Source organism: Methanobrevibacter sp., assembly GCF_017410345.1.
Lineage (GTDB): Archaea > Methanobacteriota > Methanobacteria > Methanobacteriales > Methanobacteriaceae > Methanobrevibacter.
This window is the reverse complement of the sequence record NZ_JAFQQZ010000022.1, coordinates 13221-36792: the sequence shown is the minus strand read 5'-3', so window position 1 is coordinate 36792 and position 23572 is coordinate 13221. Positions and strand designations below refer to the sequence as shown.

Sequence of the window (23572 nt, the reverse complement as noted above, 5' to 3'; positions counted from 1 at the left end):
TTTTTTTTTAATGGATTTTAAATAAGGTGTAAAGAGATTAGAAATCTAATAATATTAGATCAATCTCAAAATAAAAAAAGAATGGTAAAATTAATTACCATTATTCGTCTAAAGGTTTGATCAACATTAAGTTGTCACCTGCGTTAACAGTATCTCCCTCTTCTACGAAAATTTGTTCCACAATACCTTCCTCTTCAGCGTAGATATCGTTTTCCATTTTCATAGCTTCAAGAACTGCAACTACAGTACCTTTTTGGACTTTGTCTCCAGTGTTCACTTTAATCTTAAGCACCATACCTTGCATGGATGCAGTTAATGCACCAGGGATAGGACCAATGTTTCCAGATCCTTTTGGATCAACTTGCATGAATCCGGTAGGCATGATCTTTACATCGAAAATATCTCCATCAACTTCCACGGAGTATTCGGTTGGAATAGCTCCAAGGTCGTTGTCGCCAGCATCGCCAATATGGACTTCTGGGAATGGTTCCTCTTCAAGTTCCCCTTTAAGGAACTGTTTAGCAACTGGAGGTAACATTGCAAGAGTGAGGATATCCTCTTCTTTTTTGATGATTCCTAACTCTTCACCTTCCTTTTTCCATTTTTCATATTCAGGCTCTATCAAATCTGCAGGTCTGCAGGTAATAGGTTCTTCATCGCCGATGATCTTCTTGGCGATTTCCTGATTGATTGGTGCTGGAGCACGTCCATAGTTACCTTTCATGTATTCTTTGACCTCGTTGGAAACGATTTTGTATCTTTCTCCGTTAATGACGTTCATTACAGCTTGAATACCAACGATTTGACTGGTTGGAGTTACAAGTGGAGGGTATCCCATATCCTTTCTTACACGAGGCATTTCTTCCAATACATCTTGGTATCTATCCAATGCGTTTTGCTGTTTTAATTGTGAAATTAAGTTTGAAAGCATTCCACCAGGGATTTGGTACATCAACACATCAGTATCGATTCTTTCACTGATTGGATCAATGTATCCTTCGTATTGTTCTCTGAGTCCTTCAAAGTATTTTTTGATTTGGTTCAATGCTTTTAAGTCAAGACCAGTGTCAAATTCAGTGCCTTGCAAGGATGCTACAATACTTTCTGTTGGAGGCTGTGAAGTACCCCAAGCGATAGGAGAAATAGCGGTGTCTAAGATGTCAACACCTGCTTGACATGCAGCATAATAACTGATTGGAGTCATACCACTGGTACAATGTGAGTGTAAATTGACCAATAAGTCAGTTTCTTCTTTTAATCTTGTAACCAATTCGAATACAACAGCAGGGGTAATTAAACCGGCCATGTCCTTGATAGCTATTGAATCACATTCCAATGCTTCAAGCTCTTTTGCAAATTCCACGAATTTGTCAATGGTATGAACTGGGCTGATGGTGTAACTGATAGTTCCTTGAACATGAGCCCCTTGCTCTTTAGCCACTTTAATTGACTGTTGCATGTTTCTTATATCGTTCATTGCATCAAAAATCCTGAAGATGTCAATACCGTTTTCATAGGATTTTTCTACAAAGTTGGTTACAATGTCATCAGCATAATGTTTGTATCCGAGTAAGTTTTGACCTCTTAGGAGCATTTGCAGTGGAGTTTCAGTAAAGTTTTCCTTTAATATTCTTAATCTTTCCCATGGGTCTTCGTTTAAAAATCTTATACAAGTATCAAAGGTAGCTCCACCCCATGCTTCGATAGCATGATATCCGACTTTATCCATCTCTTCAATAATAGGAACCATATCTCTTGTTCTCATTCTGGTTGCCAAAAGGGATTGGTGAGCATCTCTGAATGCGGTTTCAGTTATTTTTACTTTCATCTTTACACCTCACTAGAATTTTTAAATATTATGATTAATTTAATTTCCAAATCATATTTTTGATGATTTTCCTTAATTATAAATTCATTGATCTATAATTTTCCAAATCACATACGATTATTTTACATTATATTATTATTTATTGTTATAACTACTAATAATACTTATCTATTTTTTTATCTTTCCATAGTCAGATAGTTAGAAGTAGTTAGAAATAAAAATTAGGTTTTGTAAGAGATAAAAAAAGTTAAAATTCAAAAAAATCAGTAAAAAGTTAAAAAAGTAAAAAGATTTAAAAAAAAGTAAAAAGTTAAGAAATAATTCTTAACGTTCTAATTCTCCATTGATGAATGCTTCAACATTTGCTGCAGCTTCATCATCAGTAAATTGGATTGGAGGGTGTTTCATTACATAGGATGAAATTGAAGTCAATTGTCCGCCAATTCCTCTTTCCAAACCTAATTTACAGCAACGGATAGCGTCAATCACACATCCTGCAGAGTTTGGTGAATCTTCAACGCTTAATCTGAGTTCGATTTCCATTGGCACGTCACCAAAGGTCTTACCTTCCATTCTCAAGAAACAGATCTTGTTGTCCTTTTGCCATGGTACGTAATCACTTGGGCCAATGTGGATGTCATGAGGATCCATTCTTTCTGCAAGCACTGATTGAACAGCTTCGGTTTTTGATTCTTTTTTAGAGTCTAAACGTTTTCTGTTAAGCATGTTCAAGAAATCGGTATTTCCACCGGTGTTGATTTGGTAAGTGTGAACTAATTTAACACCTCTTTCCTTAAATAAGTTACTTAAGGTTCTGTGGGTAATGGTAGCACCGATTTGCGCTTTGATATCGTCACCAACAGCAGGAAGTCCTTTTTCTCTGAACTTTGCATCCCACTCTGGGTCACTTACAATAAATACTGGCATACAATTAATATAAGCAATTTCTGCATCCAATGCACATTGTGCATAGAATCTTGCTGCTTCTTCAGAACCTACTGGCAAATAACTGAGTAATATTTCTGCGCCGCTTTCCTTCAATACTTCAACGACATCTACAGGTTCTTCATCAGCCACTACAAAGGTATAGTCTTCCTCGAATTCAGCCATATGTTCACTTACACCATCAAGGACAGGTCCCATTTGAACAACAACATCGCTTTTTGGAATATCTGCTTGGAATATTGTGGTACAGTTTGGTTTTGCGAAAATAGCTTCATCAACAGTTTTCCCAACTTTTCTTGCATCAATATCAAAAGCAGCAACCACTTCAATGTCTGTTGGATCCCAGTCACCGATTTTCCAGTGCATAAGGCCGATTGCATCTTCAGGATTTTTATCTTGATAATAATAAATTCCTTGTATAAGTGAGCTTGCACAGTTTCCAATTCCTACTACAGCAATTTTAATTTTACTCATATTTGTCACCAGTAATTTTATAAGAATAATTTTTATTTTTTTTTTTTACATTGAATAATTAATGTTATACATAATTAATTTGTATTTTTCAACAATTTTTATAAGCATTATTGAATAAATATAAATCTGTATTATTATAATATATTTTTATTAGTTTATATAAATCTTTTTAAATCGAAATGTTTATATATGGGTTTTTAGATTGTTGATTTTTTGAAATTAGAAAGATATTCTCATTCGGTGGTTAAATGAAAAAGGTTATTCTAATAGCATTTTATTTCAATCAGGTAAATGAAATTGCTTCTAAGCGCTTAAGGGCATTAGCAAAACATTTGCCTCAATTTGGATGGGAGCCTATTGTAATTGTTCCGGATTTAGGTTTCATTCCTAAAGAGAATGATGATTTAAATTGCAGAATCGTTTTCACCGAATATGAAGATATGTTTTCTCATTTTTCCAATAAACTTAAAAATTCAAAATCTAATGATTCTAAGTCAACTAGTTCTAATGATGGGGACAAATTAAAAGATTCCACATCATTCTCCAACCCTATTGTCTCAAAATCCATCTCAATTGCAGGTGAAGTGTTTGCATATCCTGATGGGATGAAATATTGGTATGAATCTGCATTTAAGGAGGCTTCCAAAATCATTGAAGATGAGGAAATTGATGCAATCATAAGCTCTTCCTGGCCAATTACTTGCCATAGAATTGCAAAGGGGCTGAATGAGAAATATGATATTCCTTGGATAGCGGATTTGAGAGACCTTTGGAATTTGAATCCTTATGTTTCACATACTCATATAAGAACCTATTTTGAAAGGAAATTGGAATTGAAGACATTTGAGAATGTGGATGTTTTGACAACTACAACAGATTTGGCTGCCAAGACATTGGCCACTTTACATCCAAACAATAGGATAGTCCCAATTTTATCAGGTTATGATGAAGATGATTTAAAATTTTTAGATTCAGTTGTTGAGACTGGAGAAGATGATTTGAATGATGATGCATCATCAGACTTTTCAGATAAACTGAAATTCATTTATGCCGGATCTTTGTATGGTGGCAAAAGAGACCCAAGCCATTTATTTGAAGCCATTCGTCAATTGGAGGATAAGAATAAATTGGACTCCTCTAGGATTTCCATAGAATTTTATGGGGACAGCACTAATTTAGAAGAAATAGCCAATCGTTATGGTCTAATGGATATTCTTAATATAGGGGGCAAAATATCTCATGAAGAGGTACTGAAAAAACAGTTGGAAAGTGATGTGTTGCTATTGATTTCTTGGGATGATGAGAAGGAAAAGATGTTCATTCCAGGAAAGGTCTATGAATATTTTGCATTAAGGAAACCTGTATTGTCAATAGGCTATAAGGAAGGTTCCCTAAAGGATCTGATTGAGGAAACCAAGGTCGGATATCATGTCTCAAGTTTGGATTCAACTAAGGAAGCATTATTGAAATTGTATGATGAATTCATTGAAAAGGGAAAAGTCGAATTGAATGCAGACATTAATATTGAAGATTATTCCATGGAAAATATGGCTAAAAAATTCGCTGATTTATTGAATGAATTGAATTAATAATCTTAATTTTTATTTTATATAAATTAAATTTCAAATCCTAAAAAATAATAAATAAATTTATACTTTTAAACTGATATATTGTATATCAATAGATTGCAATCATAATATAATAAAAATTACTGAGGGATTAAATGAATGCTTATTTAGAAATAATTCGTCCAGGAAATGCGGTCATGGCGGCTATTGCTGTAATCTTGATGGCATTCGTCGGGCATTATTATGCCTTGCCTATTATCATCTGCGCATTGATTGTTTTTGTATGCACAGGTGCTGGGAATACCATCAACGATGTTTTTGATGTAAAGATTGATGAAATCAACAAGCCGAATCGTCCGATTCCATCTGGAAGAATCAGCCTTGAAAATGCAAGGAATTATGCTTATGTCCTCTTTGGAATTGGTGTTGTCTTAAGTCTCATTGACAGCTATTTGGTAAATTCCATTTGGCCTTCCGTTATTGTCATTCCCGCAGTAATCATAATGTATTTGTATGCAAGAAACTTCAAGGCCATGCCATTGGTTGGAAACATTACTGTAGCTACATTGACAGGGTTCTGCTTTGTCATAGCAGGTGTTGTCATAGCTTGCGCTACAAGCTCATTGAAGATCTTGTTCATTTCAATATATTTAGGACTGTTTGCACTATTCATGACTTTAGCCCGTGAAATAGTGAAGGATATGGAAGACATAGAAGGAGACAAAAAGGAAGGAGCAAGAACCTTCCCGATTCTTTATGGAAAGAAAATCCCTTCAATCATTTCAATAATATTAATAGTTGTAACAACCTTGATGTGCCCTATTCTTTATATTCTCAAAATTTTCAATGTTTGGTATATGGTGATAATGATAGTGCCTATCATCATTTTCCTATATAGTGCATACACCTTAAAATTAAATCCAAGTGAGGAAATCTGTGCAAAGGTTTCTAAAAATCTTAAGATTGCTATGCTAATCAGTTTTGTAGCATTTGTAGTGGGATCTTTCAATATTGCAAATATTTTTAATTTCTTATAACAAATTTTTTTAAATAGTAAATTTGGTTTATAACCGCACTTAACTGATTGAAATAAGAGTAATGGAGTGTTAAAATGATTTTTAAAAATATTTTAGATGATTTGAATATCTCTAGGAATGATTTTTTTTATTTATTGATTTTAACAGTCTTTAGCATTCTCATTACCTATAATATGATGATTTTCAATCAATCTCTTGGAATATACTGTTCGGATGTTTTCATTTATTTGTCCAATTCACTTGTTTTTGCAGGTTATCCTTCAAGCATTCTATATTTGTATTTATCCCCTGTTGTTTGTATTCTGACAGCCATTCTGTTTAAATTGGGATTTTTATCTGAAATGTCCCTTTACTTGGTAACCGGAATTTTCTGCATTATTGCCAATTTTGGCATCTATGTTCTTCTCAAGAATAGGTTCAGTTCCCTATTGAGTCTTTGCGGTGCATTTCTTTTTGGAAGCCTTTCCCTTTGTTTGCTCTGGTGGGCTAATGGAACACTGGATGTCCCTGCAGTTGCATTATCAATATGGTCAATCATTTTCACAGTTCTTGCAATTGATAGGGATTCAAAATATTATATGATAGCCATTCCATTCTTTGTTTTAGCTGTTTTCACACGTTACACTGCATTGTTCCTATTGCCTTTAATATTATTGTATTATCTCTCTTTCCATGATTTCTTTAGCAATTTGGATTTATTCTTCAGGAATAGAGAGGATTTTGCAATAAAGGTCAAGTCTTACATAAAAAGCGAGGAATTCAGGAATATCCTAAAGGGCTGTGCAATAGCATTTGTCCTAGTGGTTTTATTCTCAGCTTCCATTTTGGCATATGGCTCTCATTTATCATTCTTAACTCAAAGTTCAACATTTGCATCAGGTTCTAAAGGTGAAGTGATAGATAATGCCTACACAACTGACACATTCTTTTATCTTCATGATTTCCCAAATTTCCTATTTGCAGACAATGTAAGCTTTGACGGAGTCATACCTGTTTTAAACGGTTCCAGTTTAATGTCCTATTTGCTGATTGGGCTATTTGCAATCGGCATTCTACTGTTTGCATATAAGTTGTTCAATGCCAAGAGAGATGAGGATTCCAAATACAAAAATATTGTAGGAATCTTATTTATTGCACTTCTTGTCATTTCAATTTTAAGCTTTAGAATCAATTCAATCATTACAATCACCATATTATTGGCTGATTTTGTTATATTGTTTTCATTTTTCAAGAAAATAGGCATTGACAGAGAGATTTATTCATTCAATATCCTGATGCTCTCATGGTTTTTGGTTTACTTCCTATTCTTCACATTCTTGAACATTAAGGTAAACAGATACATAATTACAGTATTTCCGGCTTTCATTTATTTTGTAATTTTTGCCCTTAATGAGATTTTAGATTGGTGTGGAAAGTTCAAATTCCTTAAGTTTAAGAAACAGAATCTCTTAAACCTAATTCCGATTGTTTTAATTGTATTCTGTATTTTTTCAGCATTCACATTCACCCATACAGTTCATTATGATGAAGATTTCAGTAAGAATAAGGTGATTGCAGATTATATAGAGGATTATGATCCGGCTTATGCTTCAAAGGATATTGCAGTATTCAATCAAAGGTCTTATAATTGGTTTTTAAAGATGTATACAATCCCATTGACAGATGACCAATTGGATTATCTGGAGTCAAGCAATATCACTTATTATATTTCTGATGATAAGTTTAATCTGGAAAATTATACAATGATATATCAAAAAGAAGGTTTATATTTGTATGAGAGGAATTAAAGTAGATTTATAAAAAACAATTTCTAAAAATAATATTTTAAAAACAATTCAATCATGATTCAATATTAAAAAGGTGAATTTTATGAAAATTTTACATGTTGCACATTTCTTTTATCCTTGTCTTTCTGCAGGAGGTGTAGTCAATGCAAGCTATCAGATTGCTTTGAAGGAAAGCATGGATAATGATGTCAAAGTTATCACTTCAGACTCATGTAAGGAAAGATTAAAATTCCCAGATGGCCGCTATGATGTGGATGTGGATGGAATAAAGGTTGATTATTTTAAAAACCTGTCCAATAGATTTAAGCTTGCCACTATGCTTGATACACCATTAAGCGCTCCATTTAAGATTAGAAAGGACATTAAAAACTATGAAATAGTGCATATCCATGAACATAGGCAGACCTTAGCCATTTTCGCAAGCCATTTTGCAAGGAAAAACAATATCCCTTATATTGTGCAGGCTCATGGTTCTGTTCTTCCATTTTTCCAGAAGGAAGGTTTGAAAAACCTTTTTGATAAGGTATTCGGATTTAGGATTCTTCACAATGCCTCTTGCGTATTTGCCCTTACTGAAGTGGAAAAGGAACAGTATTTGAAAATGGGTGTCGAGGAGGAAAGAATTGAAATTGTTCCTCTTGGAATAAACTTGGTAGAATACGAAGATCTCCCCGCTTTCGGTAGATTCAGATCCAAATTCAATATTGAAGATGATGAAAAGCTGATTCTTTTTGTAGGCAGAATCCATGAAATCAAGGGGCTTGATTTATTGATGGATTCATTCAATGATTTAATAAATGGTTTAAGGGATGATGCTAAAGATGAAAAGATTAAATTAGCTATTGTTGGTCCTGATGACGGTTATCTGTCCAGATTGGAAGAAAAGATTAAAGACTATTCCCTAGAAGAAAAAGTTATTATAACAGGTCCATTGTATAATGAAGAAAAACAGGAAGCTTTAGTAGATTGTGACCTATTTGTCATGCCTTCAAGATATGAATCATTTACAACAAGCGGTCTTGAGGCAATGGCATGTTCCAAGCCATTGGTGTTGACAAAAAACAATCATATTCATGATTGGGTTGATGGAAATGTAGGCCTTGCATGTGATGATGATAAGGACTCCTTAAGGGAAGCCATTCAAGCTGTATTATTTGATAAAAATCTGTCCAGAACCTTTGGTGAAAACGGGAAAAAACTTGTCGTGGAAAAATATAATTGGGACATTATAAACAATCAGATTTTAGAAATTTATAGGAAATTTCTCTAATTTTTTTGACTTCTTTTTTTATTTTAATTAGATAAATGCATAATGTTTAAATCTAATAAATTATATATTATATATTAGTATTAATTTAATAGTGCAATTTATAAATTTTTTCCAAATTTCATTGATTTTTTCATTGAAATTTTGACTGAATTTTAATTGCCAATCATATTGAGTAGGGATAAGATGAAAGTGGTAGTTTGTCAGAACTGCGGTGCAAAATATCAGCTTGATGATGAAGATGATATTAATGCATTTGAATGTTCTGTTTGTTCTGGAAATCTGGAGGAATTAGACAACTTCTTAAATGATGAAGAAAAAGTTTCCTCTGATTCTAATTCGCAGGAATCTTCTGATTTGGTACTTGTATACTGTACAAATTGCGGATTGAAATATCAATTAAGTGAAAGCGACAATATAAACGAATTCGAATGTAACAGCTGTGGAGGATCATTAGATTATGTTTCCAATATGGACTCTGCATCAAGCGAAACCATTACTTCAACTAATTTTATAGACAACCCACTCACAGAAACCCCACTCACTGAAAATGAAGCTGCTTTTGATGATGGTGTAGATGAGATCATTCCTATTCATGCCGAAGCTAATTTTGCAGATGATTCATACTATATGGATTCCAGTGAAGATGAGATCATTCCTATCCATGCTGAATTGAATGCACAATATGATGATTCTGAAGTTGATGAGATCATTCCTATACATGCGGAACAAGGTCTTCAGTATGAGGACTATTCCGAAGAAGACTATTATTATGAAACTGAAATCTTGCCTGATACCTTGGAATCTTATGAAGAAGAGGAAATGATTTCCTATGGTTCAATATATGACTCTTCACTTGGAGACACCGATGAGATTATTCCTATTCATGCCGAACAAAGGTATATGGAAACTTCAAGAGATATAGAGTCTGGTTTTGCATATCCTGAAGAGGAATATGAGGGAGAAGAAATCAGGCTAGTTGAAGTTACAGATATTCCAGAGGATGAAATGCCTGAATCTCCAGTCTCTTTAGCTAGACAGGAATTGTCAGAGGAAGACCAAAAGCTATTTGCAAGAGTTCAGAATGAAATGGTCTTTGACAGTCCTGAAGAATATGAAGCATATAAGCTTGCACGCTATAAGTATTACACTGCCTTATCCGACATTATGAAAGATGATTTCATTAGAGATATGGATAAGGAGTATTTCAAGGAAAATTCTGTAAAACGCTTGATTAAAAAAGGTGGAGAAAGCGTTAAAAGCCGAAACTTGACTGCAAGTGAAGATGATGCATTGGTCACCCAAGAGACTGTTGAATTGATGAAAGCCCAGAACAGGACATATGAACCTAAGAAAACTTATGCTGATGTTTATATGTTGATAGGGGCATTTGTTTTAGTTGTTTCTGCTGCTTATTACTACTTCATCAGTCAAATATGGTATGCATTGGTGGGTGTTGCCATAGGTGTTCTCATTTTATGTTTCGGAATCTATAAGAAATATGCTTTCAATAATTATATCACTCGTGGAAGAATCATTCGTGAAAGATTGCTTGCTCTTCCAAATGATTTCTATGTATTCTATGCAGTTCAACCACCGCAATCAAAGGATATCATCAACCATGTGGTTGTTGGACCTACTGGAGTGTATACTATTCTTTCAAAAAGATATGATCCTAAAGATTACAGAAACAAAGTAAAATCTGACAGTGAAACAGATGCTATGCTTAACGATTCTGCATCAATCCAAAACTATATGGATAAGAAAAATACCTTAGAGCTTCAAACAGATAAGAAAGATGATCAGACAAGATTCGAATTTGGAAATGAAGAGATTCATTTTGTAGATAACAGTCAAATCAAACGCAAGGCTTTAGAGTTGAATGAAGACTTGGCCATTTTCTTGGACAATAAAGGATTCAGCGGAATTTACATTGAACCTCTTATCGGTTTTGTCAATGATGACTTGGCTATCTTGAATGTAATTCTTACCAATGAAGACTTGTTTATAGATGAATTGTTCAATAGAATGATTCGTGGTCAAAAAAGAATTGATGAATTGACTGTTGCTAAAATAGCAAGATTATTATCTTATTATTCTGCAGACTGTTCTACAGTATAATAATTTAATTTTTTCTTTTTTTATTTATCTTAATTTTTTCATTTTTTTAATTTAATTAAAAATTTTTATTAATTTTCATATGGTGATTAAATGATTTCTAAAATTCTTAATGTTTTTAAGGCAATTAAAAGAAAATATTATACCTTTAGAGTGAAAAGGGTATCTTCATCATGTGGAAATGATTTAACCGTTAATGCTTATTCCTATATCACTCCAAAGACAAGCCTTGGAAACAATGTGAATTTCAATGGCATGAAAATTCAAGGAACTGCAAATGTAATTATTGGTGATAACTTTCACAGTGGAATCGAATGCATGATAATAACCGACAGCCATAATTATGAAGGTGAGGCCATTCCTTATGATGATACTGTCATCTCAAAAGATGTTGTCATTGAGGATAACGTATGGTTGGGAAATCGTGTGATCATACTTCCAGGAGTCACTATTGGTGAAGGAGCCATTATTCAGGCAGGAAGTGTTGTAGTCAAGGACATTCCAAAATATGCAATTGCCGGAGGGCATCCTGCTCAAGTCTTTTCTTCAAGGGATAAGGATCATTATGAGGAATTGAAAAAGGAAGGAAAGTTTCATTAGATAAAATTTTTTCTTTGTGCAAAAATTATTTTTTATTATCTATTTTTTATCTATTTTCCACATTAACACAATACTGATTTTTCACAAAAAAATTTCATTCAATTAAATTAATTCTAGCTATAATTTAATGAAGCAAATCTTTAAAGATTGCAATTTCTTTCATTGTCACTGCTTTTAAAATGAAGATGATTGCAAAGTATACAATTACTCCAACGGCTATGGATATCAAGACACTAATTAATCCAATCGGATGCATAATATATACAACTATTCCCATAATCGCTGATGCAATAAGAATCTTTGAAAGCTCTTTTATATTGAATGGCAATCTCATGGTCTTCTTGCTTGCAATTGCTGTTACAGCAAATGCCAAAATGTAGCAAAGAAGTGTGGCAATTGCAGCTCCAAGAATGTTCAAGTAAGGTATGAGCAATAGATTCAAGACTATATTTGAAATGGCCACTACAATCCATAACTTACCAAGAATCATTGTGTTCTTTTCCAAAATGAGAATATTGTTTGTAATTCCATACATTCCCATGAATATTGCTCCAAGACAAACGAAAGGAGTTACCATATATCCTCCAAGAGCTATCTCTGGAGTTGTGATAATGTATAGCAATGGCTTTGAAAGCACACTCATTCCTACAGCTGCAGGTATTGTCAGGAGCAAGTAATATTTCATGGAATAGCTAAGGTACTTGTCCACTTCGGCCATATCCCCCTTTTCATAATGTTCAGGCAGGACTGCCGGAAGGAGAACTGCAAAAGGTGAAAGGAACATAAGCAATATGCTTCCTAAAGCATATCCTGGTGAATAGCATCCCACTGCAACGGATCCTATAAGGATTCCGATTACATACTTGTCGCTTGAATCAACAACCCAACTGGATACATTGCTTGGAATTGTTGGAAGAGCAAAAGCAAGCTGTTCCCTTAAGTTTGACCATTTTCCTATTCCTATTCCAAGATATTTTACAATCAGGAATGCCATCATGATGAATACTGAAACATAACCTGTCAAAAGACCAAGCACTACAGTTTCAATGTCATATCCTGCATATGTGAGATAAATGCTTACGAATACTCCGATATAGCTTTGAAGAACCAGGAATAATGAGTATCTTTTCATTTGCTGGAATGTTCTGAAGAAGCTTATGAGCATAAGGTTCATACAGGCAAAGAATGAAATTATGGTTGTAATGTACAATACCTGCATGCTTCCATTGAATAATGTATTTGCAATTGTATTTCCAAAGATCAGGAACAATAGGCAAATGATTAATGTGGAAATGAATGTTAGGCTGATCATCGGATAGAAGGAGTCCTTGATCTTTTCCTTATCCTTTTCAGCGGAGAGGAATCTTACCATTGTGTATGGAAGACCAAGATTAGCAATGTTCGGAACAAGTGCGATTGTGGTGTTTACCTGCGCCCACATACCGTATTCCGCTGTGGTGAATGACTTTGTAATGATTGGAATAAAGATTAGGCTACTTAGAGAAATCAGGATGTTTGTGAGTCCCACCAAGCCTATCCTTTGTATAAATCGCACATATTCGCTCATTTAATCACTTATCGTTTGTTTTTTGTTATTATAAAATGAGTATGATTATTTTAAAATATCATTAAAAATAGTTTTATCAAAGTTTTTAAAGAAATAATCCTTATTATACTCCTTAAATTCTATTTCATTATTCTCATCTTTTATAATATAATCTATTAGTTCTTCACTATTTTTAACTTTTTTTACAATATTCTTTTCAATCAGATCATCTAAATATTCCACTCCAGGAACATCTATGATGAATGTTTTGCAGTTAAAGGCAAGTCCTTCGTATATTGCTGTAGAAAAGGCACCTATTTGATAATTGCTTTTTGCAAACAATTCGTATAATGGAGGTCGGCTTTCATCAATTACCTTGAAATTATCGAATTCAATTATCGCTTTGTTTAGGTATTCGTAGTTTTCCATCCAAGTTCCATATTCTCCAGGATGTAATTTATAAATGAATTGATAATTATTATTTTGATTATTATTCTGTTCATTATTTTGATCTTTATTTTCAGTATTGATTTTTTTAGCGGTCTCATAAGCCAATTCGGATAAGTATTTTCCAATGACCCCTTGTGAAATAAACAAGATATGTTTATTTTCATTTGCATGATTCTCTTCATTATTTTCTTTATTCTTATTTTCAGCCATTTTCATAAAAGTTTTTGAATTCTCTTCAAAATATGGGAAACCCATTGAGATAATCTTATCTTCAGCTATTGGGAATGGACATGCATTATTCCAATAATCCCCAAAACTCAGTATCTTATCTGGGAAGTATTCGATTTCCTTGATTTCACCATTGGATTTCATCGTATTTTCAGGGTAACTGTATCCTAAATGGTATGGGCTGATGGTTCCATGCTGAAGTTCTATGATTTCAACATTCATTTTCTTACAGGCTGCAAGCAATGCCTTGTTCTCATAAGCCACAACAAGGAAAACACATTTCGGATTTCTCTTTTGGAGAAGTTCAATATACTTCTTGTAATCATATTGGAAATTTAGAATGTGATCTTCCATGATTCTAAATAAGTCTATTTCAATTTTAAAAATAGTTTCAAGCTCTTGTTTTACATTATTGATTAATTGCTTTTCTTCTTCTGTAAAAGCCAATTTTCCCCTATTTCTTGTTTTATGGATAAATGAACCTAAAAGAATCCTGTCGTTGAATTTGACATGATTTTCCTTAATGTTATTACTGTTTCTAAAATGCTGATTCAGATAAGGGGATTCGATGGTTTCAAATGTTTTTCCATTTTCGTTCAATACATCTTTTAGGAAATAGCTGTAAATGTCCTGATATTCATCTTGGAATATGACTTTTCTAGGATGGTCGAATATCAGAGCATCAAGATTTTCATTTCCGCTTAAAGGATTTGATAGAATGCTGTTTTTGAGAAAAGGCAGGAATGAGTTTATCTTATCGAATAGAGAAAGACTGGACTGTTGGGCAGATTCAAAGACATTTGTCTTTCTGGTGATTTCGTAATATAAATACATTCTAATCAATTGCCAAGGATAGCAATCCTGAATCTCCTTATGATTCAACTCATATTTCTCTTCGAGATTCCAAATGTTCTGGCAAATTTCCTTTACTGTAAAAGTCATAAGAATTCCTTTATAAATTTTTAGCTCTTCTATTCTAGATATTCATATTTAAGCAATTCATCTTCCGCAATATTTATTTTAGCTTTTTTGCCAATCACATTTGCTATCTCACTTGGTGAAATTCCAGTTCCTGGCCTTTTATATGTGAGCATATCTTCTGTAATTTCACTTCCTTCTTTTATTTCTTCTTTTGCAATAATGGAACGTCTAGCTTGTTTTCTTGATTCTCCTTCACACGGTAGGGGGACCTTATCATATTGTCCGTTGATTGTTTTGATAAGATCGATGTTCTTTTTGAATTTTCTAATGTCATCAGGATCCATTCCATGATAGTGATCATTTCCTTGAAGTGTTTTATCCAATGTGTAATGCTTTTCAAGGATGCTTGCCCCATAAAGATAAGCGGTTGTCAGAATGAGCATATTTTCATCAGGCTTTGTATGGTCTGAGTAGCCTATCTCATAGTTAGGGTATAGGTCTTTAAGGTTCTTGATCATCAATAGGTTTGCATCAGCATTGTCTGTCGGATAGGAAAGAACACAGTGCATGATTCCTATTCCCGCTTCTCCATTGGTGTATTTTTCATTGGTCTTCTCGATGGTTTCAATGGCAAATCTTATCTCATCAAGATTTGAAGCCCCTGTTGAAATGATAATGTCTTTTCCCTTTTCAGCTATTCTTTTGATGAAAGGAATGTTTGTGAGATCTGATGAGGATATCTTATAGACATCCATGAATTCATCCAAATAGTCAATGGAGTCGAAATCAAAAGGTGTTGATAGGAACATGATTCCAATTTCGTTGCAGTAATCGGCTATTTCCCTGTATTCTTCCTCTCCAAAGGAATCGAATTTCTTGAATAATTCGTATTGTGATTGGGTTGGCTCCTCATTTGTATCCCAATATGCTGGAGAGTTTTTAGAAGCTATTGTATCTGCCTTATAAGATTGGAATTTAACTGCATTGCAACCTGCATCCTTTGCTTCCTTCACCATTAATTTAGCCGCATCCATATTGCTTATGCTTTCCTTTTTGGCAATATCGTAGTAGTTTACCCCAATTTCAGCTATTAAAAATGGCTCTTCATTGAATATGCTCATATTTTCACCTTTTTTGATTCCATTCTAATCGATTCAAATTTAATTTATAAAAATTATTTATTTTCCTCTTCCCATTCCTTATATGATTGTTTAATAAGCCTTTTAATATTGTCAAATCCATGTTTCAGATCTATTTCACTCATTCTCCTGTTCATTTCCTTCCTTAATTGATAATCTTCAATTGTGCTTTCAAAGGTTTCTTTGATTTCTTCTTTAGAACATTCGCTTCCTAAACCTAAATTGATGAATCCGTTTTCCACATTTCCAAAGATGTGGCTCAGTTCCCTTTCGTTTTGACAAAGGCAAATGCACGGAACGCCCAGGGAAGCTATTTCATACATGGTTCTTCCTGCTGAAGTGAATATCAGGTCAGCATCGTGCATATGCTCGCTCATGTTCTTGACGTTTTCATAGATTTCTATTCTTTCATTATCCTTGTATTTCTCTTGAATTTCCTTTTTGTTTGCATAGCCAAGACCTAAAATAATCTCAATCTTGTTTTTGTAATTGCTTTCCAATATTGATTCAAGAACCTTTTCTGTGAGATTATTTGGGTCTGTTCCTCCAAAGGTAAGGAGAACCTTATCCACTTCCTCTTCAATTTCCTTGAATGATTGGTAGTAGAATTCATCCTTTAGAATATAATACTTATGTCCTGAGTAGAGATTCTTAAGAGGTATCTTATGTTCATACAATGCATCAAAGACCATATGGGCATATTTCACTCCTCCCCCAACATCTTCGAAGTTCACTATGAAAAATCCTTTGTCCCTAAGGGTTTTTGTGTACTTGGAGTTTGTATTGAGGATGTCGTTGATTACAATATCCGGGTCATACTCAACTATTTTCGCTATGATTTCATCTTTTGCTTCATCCTCTGCCTTTTTTCCTTCACCTTTGGCGCTGTTATGGGTTATGTAAGGGTAGTTATTGTTTCTTACAACTTCAATTCCCAAAGGCTGTGCCTCATCAAGAAGGAACATCACTTCATGATTGACCAATTTTGAAGCTATTGAGAGAGCTCTGTAGATGTGTCCTGTTCCGATTTCATGAGATGCATCAGCTTTAATCAGGATTCTCTTCTTCTTTAGGATTCTTTCAGCCACCCACCAGTCTTCATAATTGTCTATGTCAATGCTTTCCTGTTTGGAGATTTCAATAAGTCCGATATTATCTCCAAGGCGGCTGTTTTCCTTAACGAATTCTCTTTTTGTTGCAAAGATGCTTCCAGTTTCCTTAAATGCCTTTGGCAGGTATTGCCTGTTCACTCTTTCCTTGTAAAGTGGGAAATACTTTTTGTTTTCTTCATCGTATCCCCAACTTAAGTGCCTGTCGTCAACAACGCTTATTATTGTGTCATAATATTCATTCTTATCTGATTGGTCATCTCTGTCAATTGGGTTTAATAATGTTTCAATAGCTAAATCCAAGGTTTTTGTCTTAAGAAGTGGGGAAGTAGGCTGTACTGTGATAACAAGGTCATATTCATAATTGAGTTCATTTTCCTTTTGAAGTGTGGCATCGTAGATAACCGGATCAAGTGGAATTGAGTCTTCTGCAAGATTTCCATCTCTCTTTATTGTTTCCGCGCCGAATTTTTCTGCAATGAACTTGATTTCATTGTCATCGGTTGTTACAATGACATCATCAACATATTTTGATGCCTTTCCCATCTCTATTGTATGTGCTATAAGTGGCTTTCCTCCAAGCAAGCGTATGTTCTTGCGGGGAATGCCTTTTGAGCCTCCTCTAGCAGGAATTACAACTAAAATTTTATTATCATTATACATTTTAAAACCTTTTAGCCATTGATTATAATTCATTAATTAGTAAATTTTAAAAAATATTATTAATTAAGACAAACTAATAATAGTATATTATTAATTAATATTAAATTTTATTAATTATAAATAAATTAATTAAGAAATAAAAAATAAGAAATTAAAAACAAATTTCAAAACAATTTTTTAAAATGAAATTTTAAAAGAGATTTCAAAACAAATTATAAAATTAATTTGATAATTTATTATTTAAAAGAATTTAAGGTGTTATGATGGCTAGCGTAAAAGAGATGGCTGATACTTTAATAAAAAGGATAAATGATTTAGCTACTCCTGTTAAGATTATGCATGTTTGCGGTTCTCATGAGCATACCATTATGGAACACGGTATTAGATCTTTGCTTCCTCCTGAAGTGGAGATTGTGGCAGGCCCTGGATGCCCTGTATGTGTTGTTCCTTCAAGAGAAATCGATGAGTGCCTCCAATTGATTGAAAAGGGCGTTACTGTAACTACCTTCGGAGACATGTTAAGAGTTCCTGGTTCCAACGGCTCTCTTGCAGAAGCTAAGGCAGAAGGGGCTGATGTGAGGGTTGTTTATGGTATTCCAAATGCAGTGGAGATTGCAGAGAAGCTGGACAATGATGTTGTATTCATGTCTGCAGGTTTTGAAACAACCGCTCCTGCAACTGCATCTGAATTATTGAAGAAACCTCCTGAAAACTTTTCAATCGTTTCTTGCCACAGATTGATTCCACCGGCTATTGACTTTTTAATCAATTCCGGTGAGACCAACTTGAACGCATTGATTGAACCTGGACATGTATGTACAATATTGGGAACCGAACCCTTTGAAAAATTCTCCACTGAATACGGAATTCCTCAAGCCGTGGCAGGATTTAATCCATTGGATATCCTGATGTCCGTTTATATGATCTTAAGGCAAATTCATAATGGAACTCCTAGGATTGACAATGAGTATAAGCGTGCTGTAAGGACTGAGGGAAATGTCATTGGAAAGGAAATGATGGATGAGGTTTTCCATGTTGAAAGCAGAGAATGGAGAGGTTTCCCTAAAATCCCAGATTCCGTATTGGAAGTCAATGATGAGTTTGCCCAGTGGGATGCAAGGAAGAAATACGATATTGAAGTGAAGGATGTTACTGAAGCTCCAAAAGGCTGCATTTGCGGTCCTATCTTAAGGGGTATGGCTAAACCAACCGATTGTAAACTGTTTAGAAAGGCATGCAATCCGATGCATCCGATTGGTGCATGTATGGTAAGTAAGGAAGGAACCTGTAATATTGCTCACAGATATAGCAGATAAATTATTGGTTAGGAATTAATTTTAAAAATTTTTAAAATATTTTTAATATAATTTTAATTAAGTCTAATATTTTCTTTAATAAAGTGGTTTTTATGGTAAATATAGAAGCGATAGCTGTAGATGTCGATGGAACAATTACAGACGGCAGAAGAAGGGTCTGTCATAGTGCATTGGATGCCCTTCGTAAGGCTGAAGATGCAGGAATTCCAGTAATCATTGCCACCGGAAACATTTCACACTTCACCTATGCGGTGGCTACACTTGTCGGAACCACTGGAGGAATGATTTGTGAAAATGGTGGGGTTATCTATCATGACGGATACAATGACAATAGGGTAATTGTTTTAGGAGACATCTCCAAGGCTCAGAAGGCTTATGACTTTTTGCTTGAAAAATTCGGTGAAGACATTCCATTTAAGATTGTAGAGGATTCCGATGCAAGGGTTTCTGAAATCTGCTTCTATAAGAACATGGACTCAGAGCCACTTAAAGAGCTGCTTGCAGACTTTGATGTGGAAGTCTATGACAGCGGATTTGCTCTTCACTTGACAGATCCTGCAGTCGATAAAGGGACAGGGCTCGTTGAATTGGCTAAGCTTTTGGATTTCAATATTGAAAATATAATGTGCGTCGGTGACAGTGAAAATGATATTGATTTCCTGCGTGCCGGCGGATTTAAGGTTGCAGTGGCCAATGCATGTGATGAGCTAAAGGAAATTGCCGATTATGTATGTGAGAATAAGTATGGTGATGGAGTGGCGGAAGCCATTGATAAATTTGTTTTTAATATAAAATAAGGTTCTTTAAGATTATTGTGTGATAATATGTTATATGAATTGGCTGAAGAGGCAAAAAGGGAAATTTCAAAGTATTCAGATGATTATGAAATCTATTTGGAAAATGCTGAATTGCTGCAATTGGATTCTCAAAAGACCGATTTGAATTTTGCTAAAGAGGAAATCAGCTTAGGCATTGGAATAAGAGTCATTAAAGACGGTTCCGTAGGTTTTGCTTTCACATCTGATATGGGTGAAATAGCAAAGACTTGTGAAAATGCATATTTGAACTCAAAGCTTAATTCAAAAGATGAAAATTTCTCTTTTGCAGAAGTTCAAAAATTGCCTAAAATCAAGGGGACTTTTGATAAGAAATTTCAGGATATTGATTTGAATGAACTTACAAGTTCCCTAAAAGCTGTTTTGAATTGCATTGATGATAATGGATGTCAAACCACTTCTGGTGGATTTTCAGCAGCAGAAGGGGAAGTCTTGATTGTAAATTCCAATGGTGTTGAAGCATATGACAAATCCACTGGATTTGCATTGGGAGTTTCAATAAATGCCCTAAAGGATGGCGATTTGGCAACAGCTTACGACTCCGTTTCTTCATGCCTTTATGATTTGGATGGCATAAAATTAGCTGAAGACCTATGTGATTTGGCAAAATCCTCTTTAGGCGGAGACCATATTGAAACTTCAGATAAGGATGTTGTATTGGATTATCATGCAGTTACCGGTTTGCTTTCCACATTCATGAGCGGTTTCAGTGCAGATAATGTTCAAAGGGGAAGGTCAAGGCTTGCAGACAAGATAGGTGAGAAGATAGTCTCTGAAGGCCTTTCTATTTATGATGACGGAACAGTTGATGGAGGTTTGAACTCTGGAGTCACTGACGATGAGGGAACTGCTTCAAGAAGGACTGCCTTGGTTGAAGATGGTGTTCTTAAAGGATATCTATATGATATATATACTGCCAATAAGGATGGTGTGAAAAGCACTTCAAATGGATTTAGAGGCTCTTATGCAGGAACCCCTTCCGTAAGCGGCTCAAACATTATCTTTGATTTCAAAGACCGTGTGGCAGAAGATGAAATAAGAGATGCATTCCTGGTGACTGATGTCTTAGGTGCACATACAGCAAATCCAATCACTGGTGACTTTTCAGTTGAAGCAAGCAATTCTTTCATAATTGACAATGGTGAAAGGAAACCTATTAAAAAGGCTATGATTTCCGGAAATATCTATGACTTATTAGGTGATGCGGTAGCTGTAGGTGATGAGACAAAGCAAAGAGGATCTTTTATAATTCCTAAATTGCTTTTGCATGATGTAAGAGTTGTAGGAAATTAGATCAAACTTTAAAAGTTTGATCAAATTATTCTTTTTTTATTTTTATTAGATATTTTTAAATCTTGCATTGATTTTTTTATCCAATTCCTTTATTTTCCTATCAATTCTTTTATTGTCTGTCTTATAGACTTTTGATACTTTTTTATTGATTTCCTTTTCCTTTTTCTTTAGGTTCTTATTGTATTTGGAAGTTTTTTCATTAAAGGCATCTTGGATAAAGTTTTCAAGCTCATCTTGAGATGAAAAGTCTGCAAAGTTTTTTTCTATTATCTTATCTACCTTTTCATTTAGTTCTTTCTCTTCTTTTTTAGTTAATTTCTTGTTTTTCCCTCTAGCCATAATTCCAACCTCTTTCTAGCAGATAAAGAATTATTTATAAAGACTTATTTTATAAAGAATTATTATAATATAGTGCAAATGGGTAATTATCCCATTTTAATGACTGGCAATTGTATTTCAGTTACCATATCATCTTCATTTTCAACTTCGTATTTGTTTTTTATGTAAACTTCCTTTGGAGATCCGATAATATCATATTTGTTTTCAATGGAATATTCTGCCATAATGTTATAGGTTTCCTGAATATTGTCCAAGCTTCCGTTATGGATTCCGGACAATACTTTGTGTTCAATGATGTTTACGATTCTTATTTCCTCAGTTTCATCAGGGTCTAATTCTGGGTTGATTGGAATTCCCACATCGTAAACGACTTCATTTTCCTTTGCGGTTCTTGGGTTATTGTAGAATATTGCAAACAATTCTCCAACTGTTTCGATTTCTTCAACCTCAACCCAACCGGTCAATTTGGAAATCAGGACTTCCATGTCATTCAGGGAGCCTTTATAATTCATGATAGCTACTTTTTGATCTTCAATTGTTTTTTCTTTAATTTCCATGTTTACACCTATAGTTATAATAATATATCTTTCTTATGGATTTTATTTTAAAAATATTTGATTTTTAATTTTGACTTTTATTTAATTAAAGAGAATTACTTCAACTTCCTCTCCTTCTTCAAGCAGTTCAGTTTGCTTGGAAACCTTTGTGTATCCTGCTGCACTTGCAAGTGAGAATATGGCTCCGGAATCCTTAAAGATTGGGATTACAGTGTCCTCTTCCACTCTAACCAATTGATATTGCATTCTTCCGATTGGTGAATGGATTCTTCTGGCTAAAGTTCCCTTTATTGTTTTCTGCTCTTCATCATCTTTGTATCCTGCCAATTTCTTGATGGCCGGTGCAACAAATACGTTGAATATTACAATTGCAGATACAGGATTTCCAGGAAGTCCAATGACTATCTTTCCGTCAACCACTCCAAGAATGGTTGGCTTTCCAGGCTGGACAGTAATTCCATGAATGTAAACTTCCCCAAGTTCATCTAGGATATGTCTGATATTATCCCCGACACCTGCAGATGTTCCTCCGGAACATAATAAGATGTCGCATTCCTTCAATGAGTCTTGAATCTTAGCTTTCAAATCATCATAAACATCTTTAACGATGCCTAAGCATTCTCCTTCTCCACCGCAATTATCTACGCCAGCCTTAATCATTTCACTGTTCACATCGTAGATCTTTCCAGGCTTCAGTTCTTCCTGATTGGTCAATAGTTCGTTTCCGGTTGAGATGATTCCTACTTTAGGCTTTTTATACACTTCAACGGTGTCAATTCCTTGAGCAGCTATAACTCCTATTTTAGGTGGGTTTAGCAGGATGTTTTCCTCAAGAATGGTCTGTCCCTTTTTAACGTCTGAACCTTTTTGGCCAATGTCCTGGGAAGGTGTCACGCTTGTCAATATTTCAATTTCGTCCTCTGCAAGTTCACTGTTGTCCTCAGGCTTGTTGGAGAACTCTACCATCACAACTGCATCCGCTCCTTCTGGAATCGGTGCACCTGTGCTTATTTCCACGCATTTGCCAAGTTCAACGGTTTTGTCGGTAAATGAACCTGCTTCTAAAAAGTCAATGACCTTGAGTTTTTTAGGATTTTCCTCATTAACGCCGAAGCTATCCTCTGCCTTAATTGCAAATCCATCCTTCAATGATCTGTTGAATGGAGGAAAATCGATTTTGCTTTCAATTTTGCTGAATGTGATTCTATTGTTGCTTTCTGCTATATCGATTATTTCTGATTGTGGAGTATAGTATTCATCAAATTTTTCATTTATGATTTCCTTTGCTTCATCTACTTCCTTTATCTTTAAAAATTCTACACCCATTGTATTACCTTTTAAGTTTTAAAAATTGTTTTAGAAAATTTATTTTAGAAAAATTATATAATTATAATATATTTTTTGATATATTTATATTATGTTTATATTCTGTATTTTTGCATCAAAAATTCCTCTGAAAAATCAAAACCTTTATAAATTATCTTGTTAGTATTTATATTAAGAAATATATAATATATAATAATAAATTATTTGCTGAATTTCTAAACAATA

At 34.2% G+C, this 23572-nt stretch carries 18 protein-coding genes; 9 read left to right on the top strand and 9 right to left on the bottom strand.

What is annotated here, in order from left to right:
• Positions 1-100 precede the first annotated feature (100 nt).
• Positions 101-1828 (bottom strand): sodium-extruding oxaloacetate decarboxylase subunit alpha, encoded by a 1728-nt coding sequence (oadA, locus tag IJE13_RS02965; RefSeq protein WP_292776876.1) that lies wholly within the window; start codon positions 1826-1828, stop codon positions 101-103.
• 324 nt (positions 1829-2152) lie between these two features.
• Positions 2153-3247 (bottom strand): inositol-3-phosphate synthase, encoded by a 1095-nt coding sequence (locus IJE13_RS02960; protein WP_292776874.1) that lies wholly within the window; start codon positions 3245-3247, stop codon positions 2153-2155.
• Between the two features lie 248 nt (positions 3248-3495).
• Between IJE13_RS02960 and IJE13_RS02955 the strand changes: the two genes are divergently transcribed.
• The 6 genes from IJE13_RS02955 to IJE13_RS02930 all read left to right on the top strand — a co-directional run bounded on the left by IJE13_RS02955 (position 3496) and on the right by IJE13_RS02930 (position 11624).
• Positions 3496-4836, top strand: a complete 1341-nt coding sequence (locus IJE13_RS02955) for a glycosyl transferase GT4 family protein (protein WP_292776872.1) — start codon at positions 3496-3498, stop codon at positions 4834-4836.
• Positions 4837-4970: 134 nt separating this feature from the next.
• A complete protein-coding gene (locus IJE13_RS02950; RefSeq protein ID WP_292776870.1) occupies positions 4971-5852 on the top strand; it encodes a UbiA family prenyltransferase in 882 nt (293 codons plus the stop codon).
• Between the two features lie 74 nt (positions 5853-5926).
• Entirely contained in the window at positions 5927-7639 is a 1713-nt protein-coding gene (locus IJE13_RS02945; protein ID WP_292776868.1) for a glycosyltransferase family 39 protein, read from the top strand.
• 82 nt (positions 7640-7721) lie between these two features.
• Complete coding sequence (locus IJE13_RS02940; RefSeq protein WP_292776866.1) at positions 7722-8909, top strand: glycosyltransferase; 1188 nt, start codon at positions 7722-7724, stop codon at positions 8907-8909.
• Between the two features lie 183 nt (positions 8910-9092).
• Positions 9093-11027 carry a hypothetical protein gene (locus IJE13_RS02935; protein ID WP_292776864.1) on the top strand — a complete coding sequence of 645 codons (1935 nt, stop codon included), beginning with the start codon at positions 9093-9095 and terminating at the stop codon, positions 11025-11027.
• Between the two features lie 90 nt (positions 11028-11117).
• Complete coding sequence (locus IJE13_RS02930) at positions 11118-11624, top strand: acyltransferase (RefSeq protein ID WP_292776862.1); 507 nt, start codon at positions 11118-11120, stop codon at positions 11622-11624.
• A 124-nt stretch (positions 11625-11748) separates the two neighbouring features.
• On the opposite strand, the gene IJE13_RS02925 is transcribed toward IJE13_RS02930, so the two are convergent.
• Genes IJE13_RS02925 through pseG form a run of 4 tightly spaced genes read right to left on the bottom strand, consistent with a single transcriptional unit; the run spans position 11749 to position 17680 of the window.
• Positions 11749-13191 carry a flippase gene (locus IJE13_RS02925; RefSeq protein WP_292776858.1) on the bottom strand — a complete coding sequence of 481 codons (1443 nt, stop codon included), beginning with the start codon at positions 13189-13191 and terminating at the stop codon, positions 11749-11751.
• Positions 13192-13236: 45 nt separating this feature from the next.
• Positions 13237-14790 carry a sialyltransferase gene (locus tag IJE13_RS02920; protein ID WP_292776856.1) on the bottom strand — a complete coding sequence of 518 codons (1554 nt, stop codon included), beginning with the start codon at positions 14788-14790 and terminating at the stop codon, positions 13237-13239.
• A 29-nt stretch (positions 14791-14819) separates the two neighbouring features.
• Complete coding sequence (locus tag IJE13_RS02915; RefSeq protein WP_292776854.1) at positions 14820-15890, bottom strand: N-acetylneuraminate synthase family protein; 1071 nt, start codon at positions 15888-15890, stop codon at positions 14820-14822.
• Between the two features lie 53 nt (positions 15891-15943).
• Positions 15944-17680, bottom strand: a complete 1737-nt coding sequence (gene pseG / locus IJE13_RS02910; RefSeq protein WP_292776852.1) for a UDP-2,4-diacetamido-2,4,6-trideoxy-beta-L-altropyranose hydrolase — start codon at positions 17678-17680, stop codon at positions 15944-15946.
• Positions 17681-17940: 260 nt separating this feature from the next.
• Between pseG and hypD the strand changes: the two genes are divergently transcribed.
• From hypD to IJE13_RS02895, 3 genes are all read left to right on the top strand, one after another.
• Positions 17941-18996: a hydrogenase formation protein HypD gene (gene hypD, locus IJE13_RS02905; protein WP_292776850.1), complete on the top strand. Its 1056-nt coding sequence runs from the start codon at positions 17941-17943 to the stop codon at positions 18994-18996.
• A 92-nt stretch (positions 18997-19088) separates the two neighbouring features.
• Positions 19089-19793, top strand: coding sequence for a phosphoglycolate phosphatase (locus IJE13_RS02900; protein WP_292776848.1), 705 nt, complete (start codon positions 19089-19091; stop codon positions 19791-19793).
• Between the two features lie 27 nt (positions 19794-19820).
• Positions 19821-21125, top strand: a complete 1305-nt coding sequence (locus tag IJE13_RS02895; protein ID WP_292776846.1) for a TldD/PmbA family protein — start codon at positions 19821-19823, stop codon at positions 21123-21125.
• Between the two features lie 45 nt (positions 21126-21170).
• Here the strand turns inward: IJE13_RS02895 and IJE13_RS02890 are convergent, their stop codons facing one another.
• The 3 genes from IJE13_RS02890 to glp all read right to left on the bottom strand — a co-directional run bounded on the left by IJE13_RS02890 (position 21171) and on the right by glp (position 23347).
• Positions 21171-21464, bottom strand: a complete 294-nt coding sequence (locus tag IJE13_RS02890; protein ID WP_292776844.1) for a hypothetical protein — start codon at positions 21462-21464, stop codon at positions 21171-21173.
• Between the two features lie 86 nt (positions 21465-21550).
• A complete protein-coding gene (locus tag IJE13_RS02885; protein WP_292776842.1) occupies positions 21551-22021 on the bottom strand; it encodes a GyrI-like domain-containing protein in 471 nt (156 codons plus the stop codon).
• An 81-nt stretch (positions 22022-22102) separates the two neighbouring features.
• Entirely contained in the window at positions 22103-23347 is a 1245-nt protein-coding gene (gene glp, locus IJE13_RS02880; protein ID WP_292776838.1) for a gephyrin-like molybdotransferase Glp, read from the bottom strand.
• Positions 23348-23572: the final 225 nt, after the last annotated feature.

What these genes read in the sequence shown, in the direction of transcription:
- oadA (WP_292776876.1), bottom strand. Translation starts at nt 1,828, where the DNA reads ATGAAAGTAAAAATAACTGAAACCGCATTCAGAGATGCTCACCAATCC.
- IJE13_RS02960 (WP_292776874.1), bottom strand. Translation starts at nt 3,247, where the DNA reads ATGAGTAAAATTAAAATTGCTGTAGTAGGAATTGGAAACTGTGCAAGC.
- IJE13_RS02955 (WP_292776872.1), top strand. Translation starts at nt 3,496, where the DNA reads ATGAAAAAGGTTATTCTAATAGCATTTTATTTCAATCAGGTAAATGAA.
- IJE13_RS02950 (WP_292776870.1), top strand. Translation starts at nt 4,971, where the DNA reads ATGAATGCTTATTTAGAAATAATTCGTCCAGGAAATGCGGTCATGGCG.
- IJE13_RS02945 (WP_292776868.1), top strand. Translation starts at nt 5,927, where the DNA reads ATGATTTTTAAAAATATTTTAGATGATTTGAATATCTCTAGGAATGAT.
- IJE13_RS02940 (WP_292776866.1), top strand. Translation starts at nt 7,722, where the DNA reads ATGAAAATTTTACATGTTGCACATTTCTTTTATCCTTGTCTTTCTGCA.
- IJE13_RS02935 (WP_292776864.1), top strand. Translation starts at nt 9,093, where the DNA reads ATGAAAGTGGTAGTTTGTCAGAACTGCGGTGCAAAATATCAGCTTGAT.
- IJE13_RS02930 (WP_292776862.1), top strand. Translation starts at nt 11,118, where the DNA reads ATGATTTCTAAAATTCTTAATGTTTTTAAGGCAATTAAAAGAAAATAT.
- IJE13_RS02925 (WP_292776858.1), bottom strand. Translation starts at nt 13,191, where the DNA reads ATGAGCGAATATGTGCGATTTATACAAAGGATAGGCTTGGTGGGACTC.
- IJE13_RS02920 (WP_292776856.1), bottom strand. Translation starts at nt 14,790, where the DNA reads ATGACTTTTACAGTAAAGGAAATTTGCCAGAACATTTGGAATCTCGAA.
- IJE13_RS02915 (WP_292776854.1), bottom strand. Translation starts at nt 15,890, where the DNA reads ATGAGCATATTCAATGAAGAGCCATTTTTAATAGCTGAAATTGGGGTA.
- pseG (WP_292776852.1), bottom strand. Translation starts at nt 17,680, where the DNA reads ATGTATAATGATAATAAAATTTTAGTTGTAATTCCTGCTAGAGGAGGC.
- hypD (WP_292776850.1), top strand. Translation starts at nt 17,941, where the DNA reads ATGATGGCTAGCGTAAAAGAGATGGCTGATACTTTAATAAAAAGGATA.
- IJE13_RS02900 (WP_292776848.1), top strand. Translation starts at nt 19,089, where the DNA reads ATGGTAAATATAGAAGCGATAGCTGTAGATGTCGATGGAACAATTACA.
- IJE13_RS02895 (WP_292776846.1), top strand. Translation starts at nt 19,821, where the DNA reads ATGTTATATGAATTGGCTGAAGAGGCAAAAAGGGAAATTTCAAAGTAT.
- IJE13_RS02890 (WP_292776844.1), bottom strand. Translation starts at nt 21,464, where the DNA reads ATGGCTAGAGGGAAAAACAAGAAATTAACTAAAAAAGAAGAGAAAGAA.
- IJE13_RS02885 (WP_292776842.1), bottom strand. Translation starts at nt 22,021, where the DNA reads ATGGAAATTAAAGAAAAAACAATTGAAGATCAAAAAGTAGCTATCATG.
- glp (WP_292776838.1), bottom strand. Translation starts at nt 23,347, where the DNA reads ATGGGTGTAGAATTTTTAAAGATAAAGGAAGTAGATGAAGCAAAGGAA.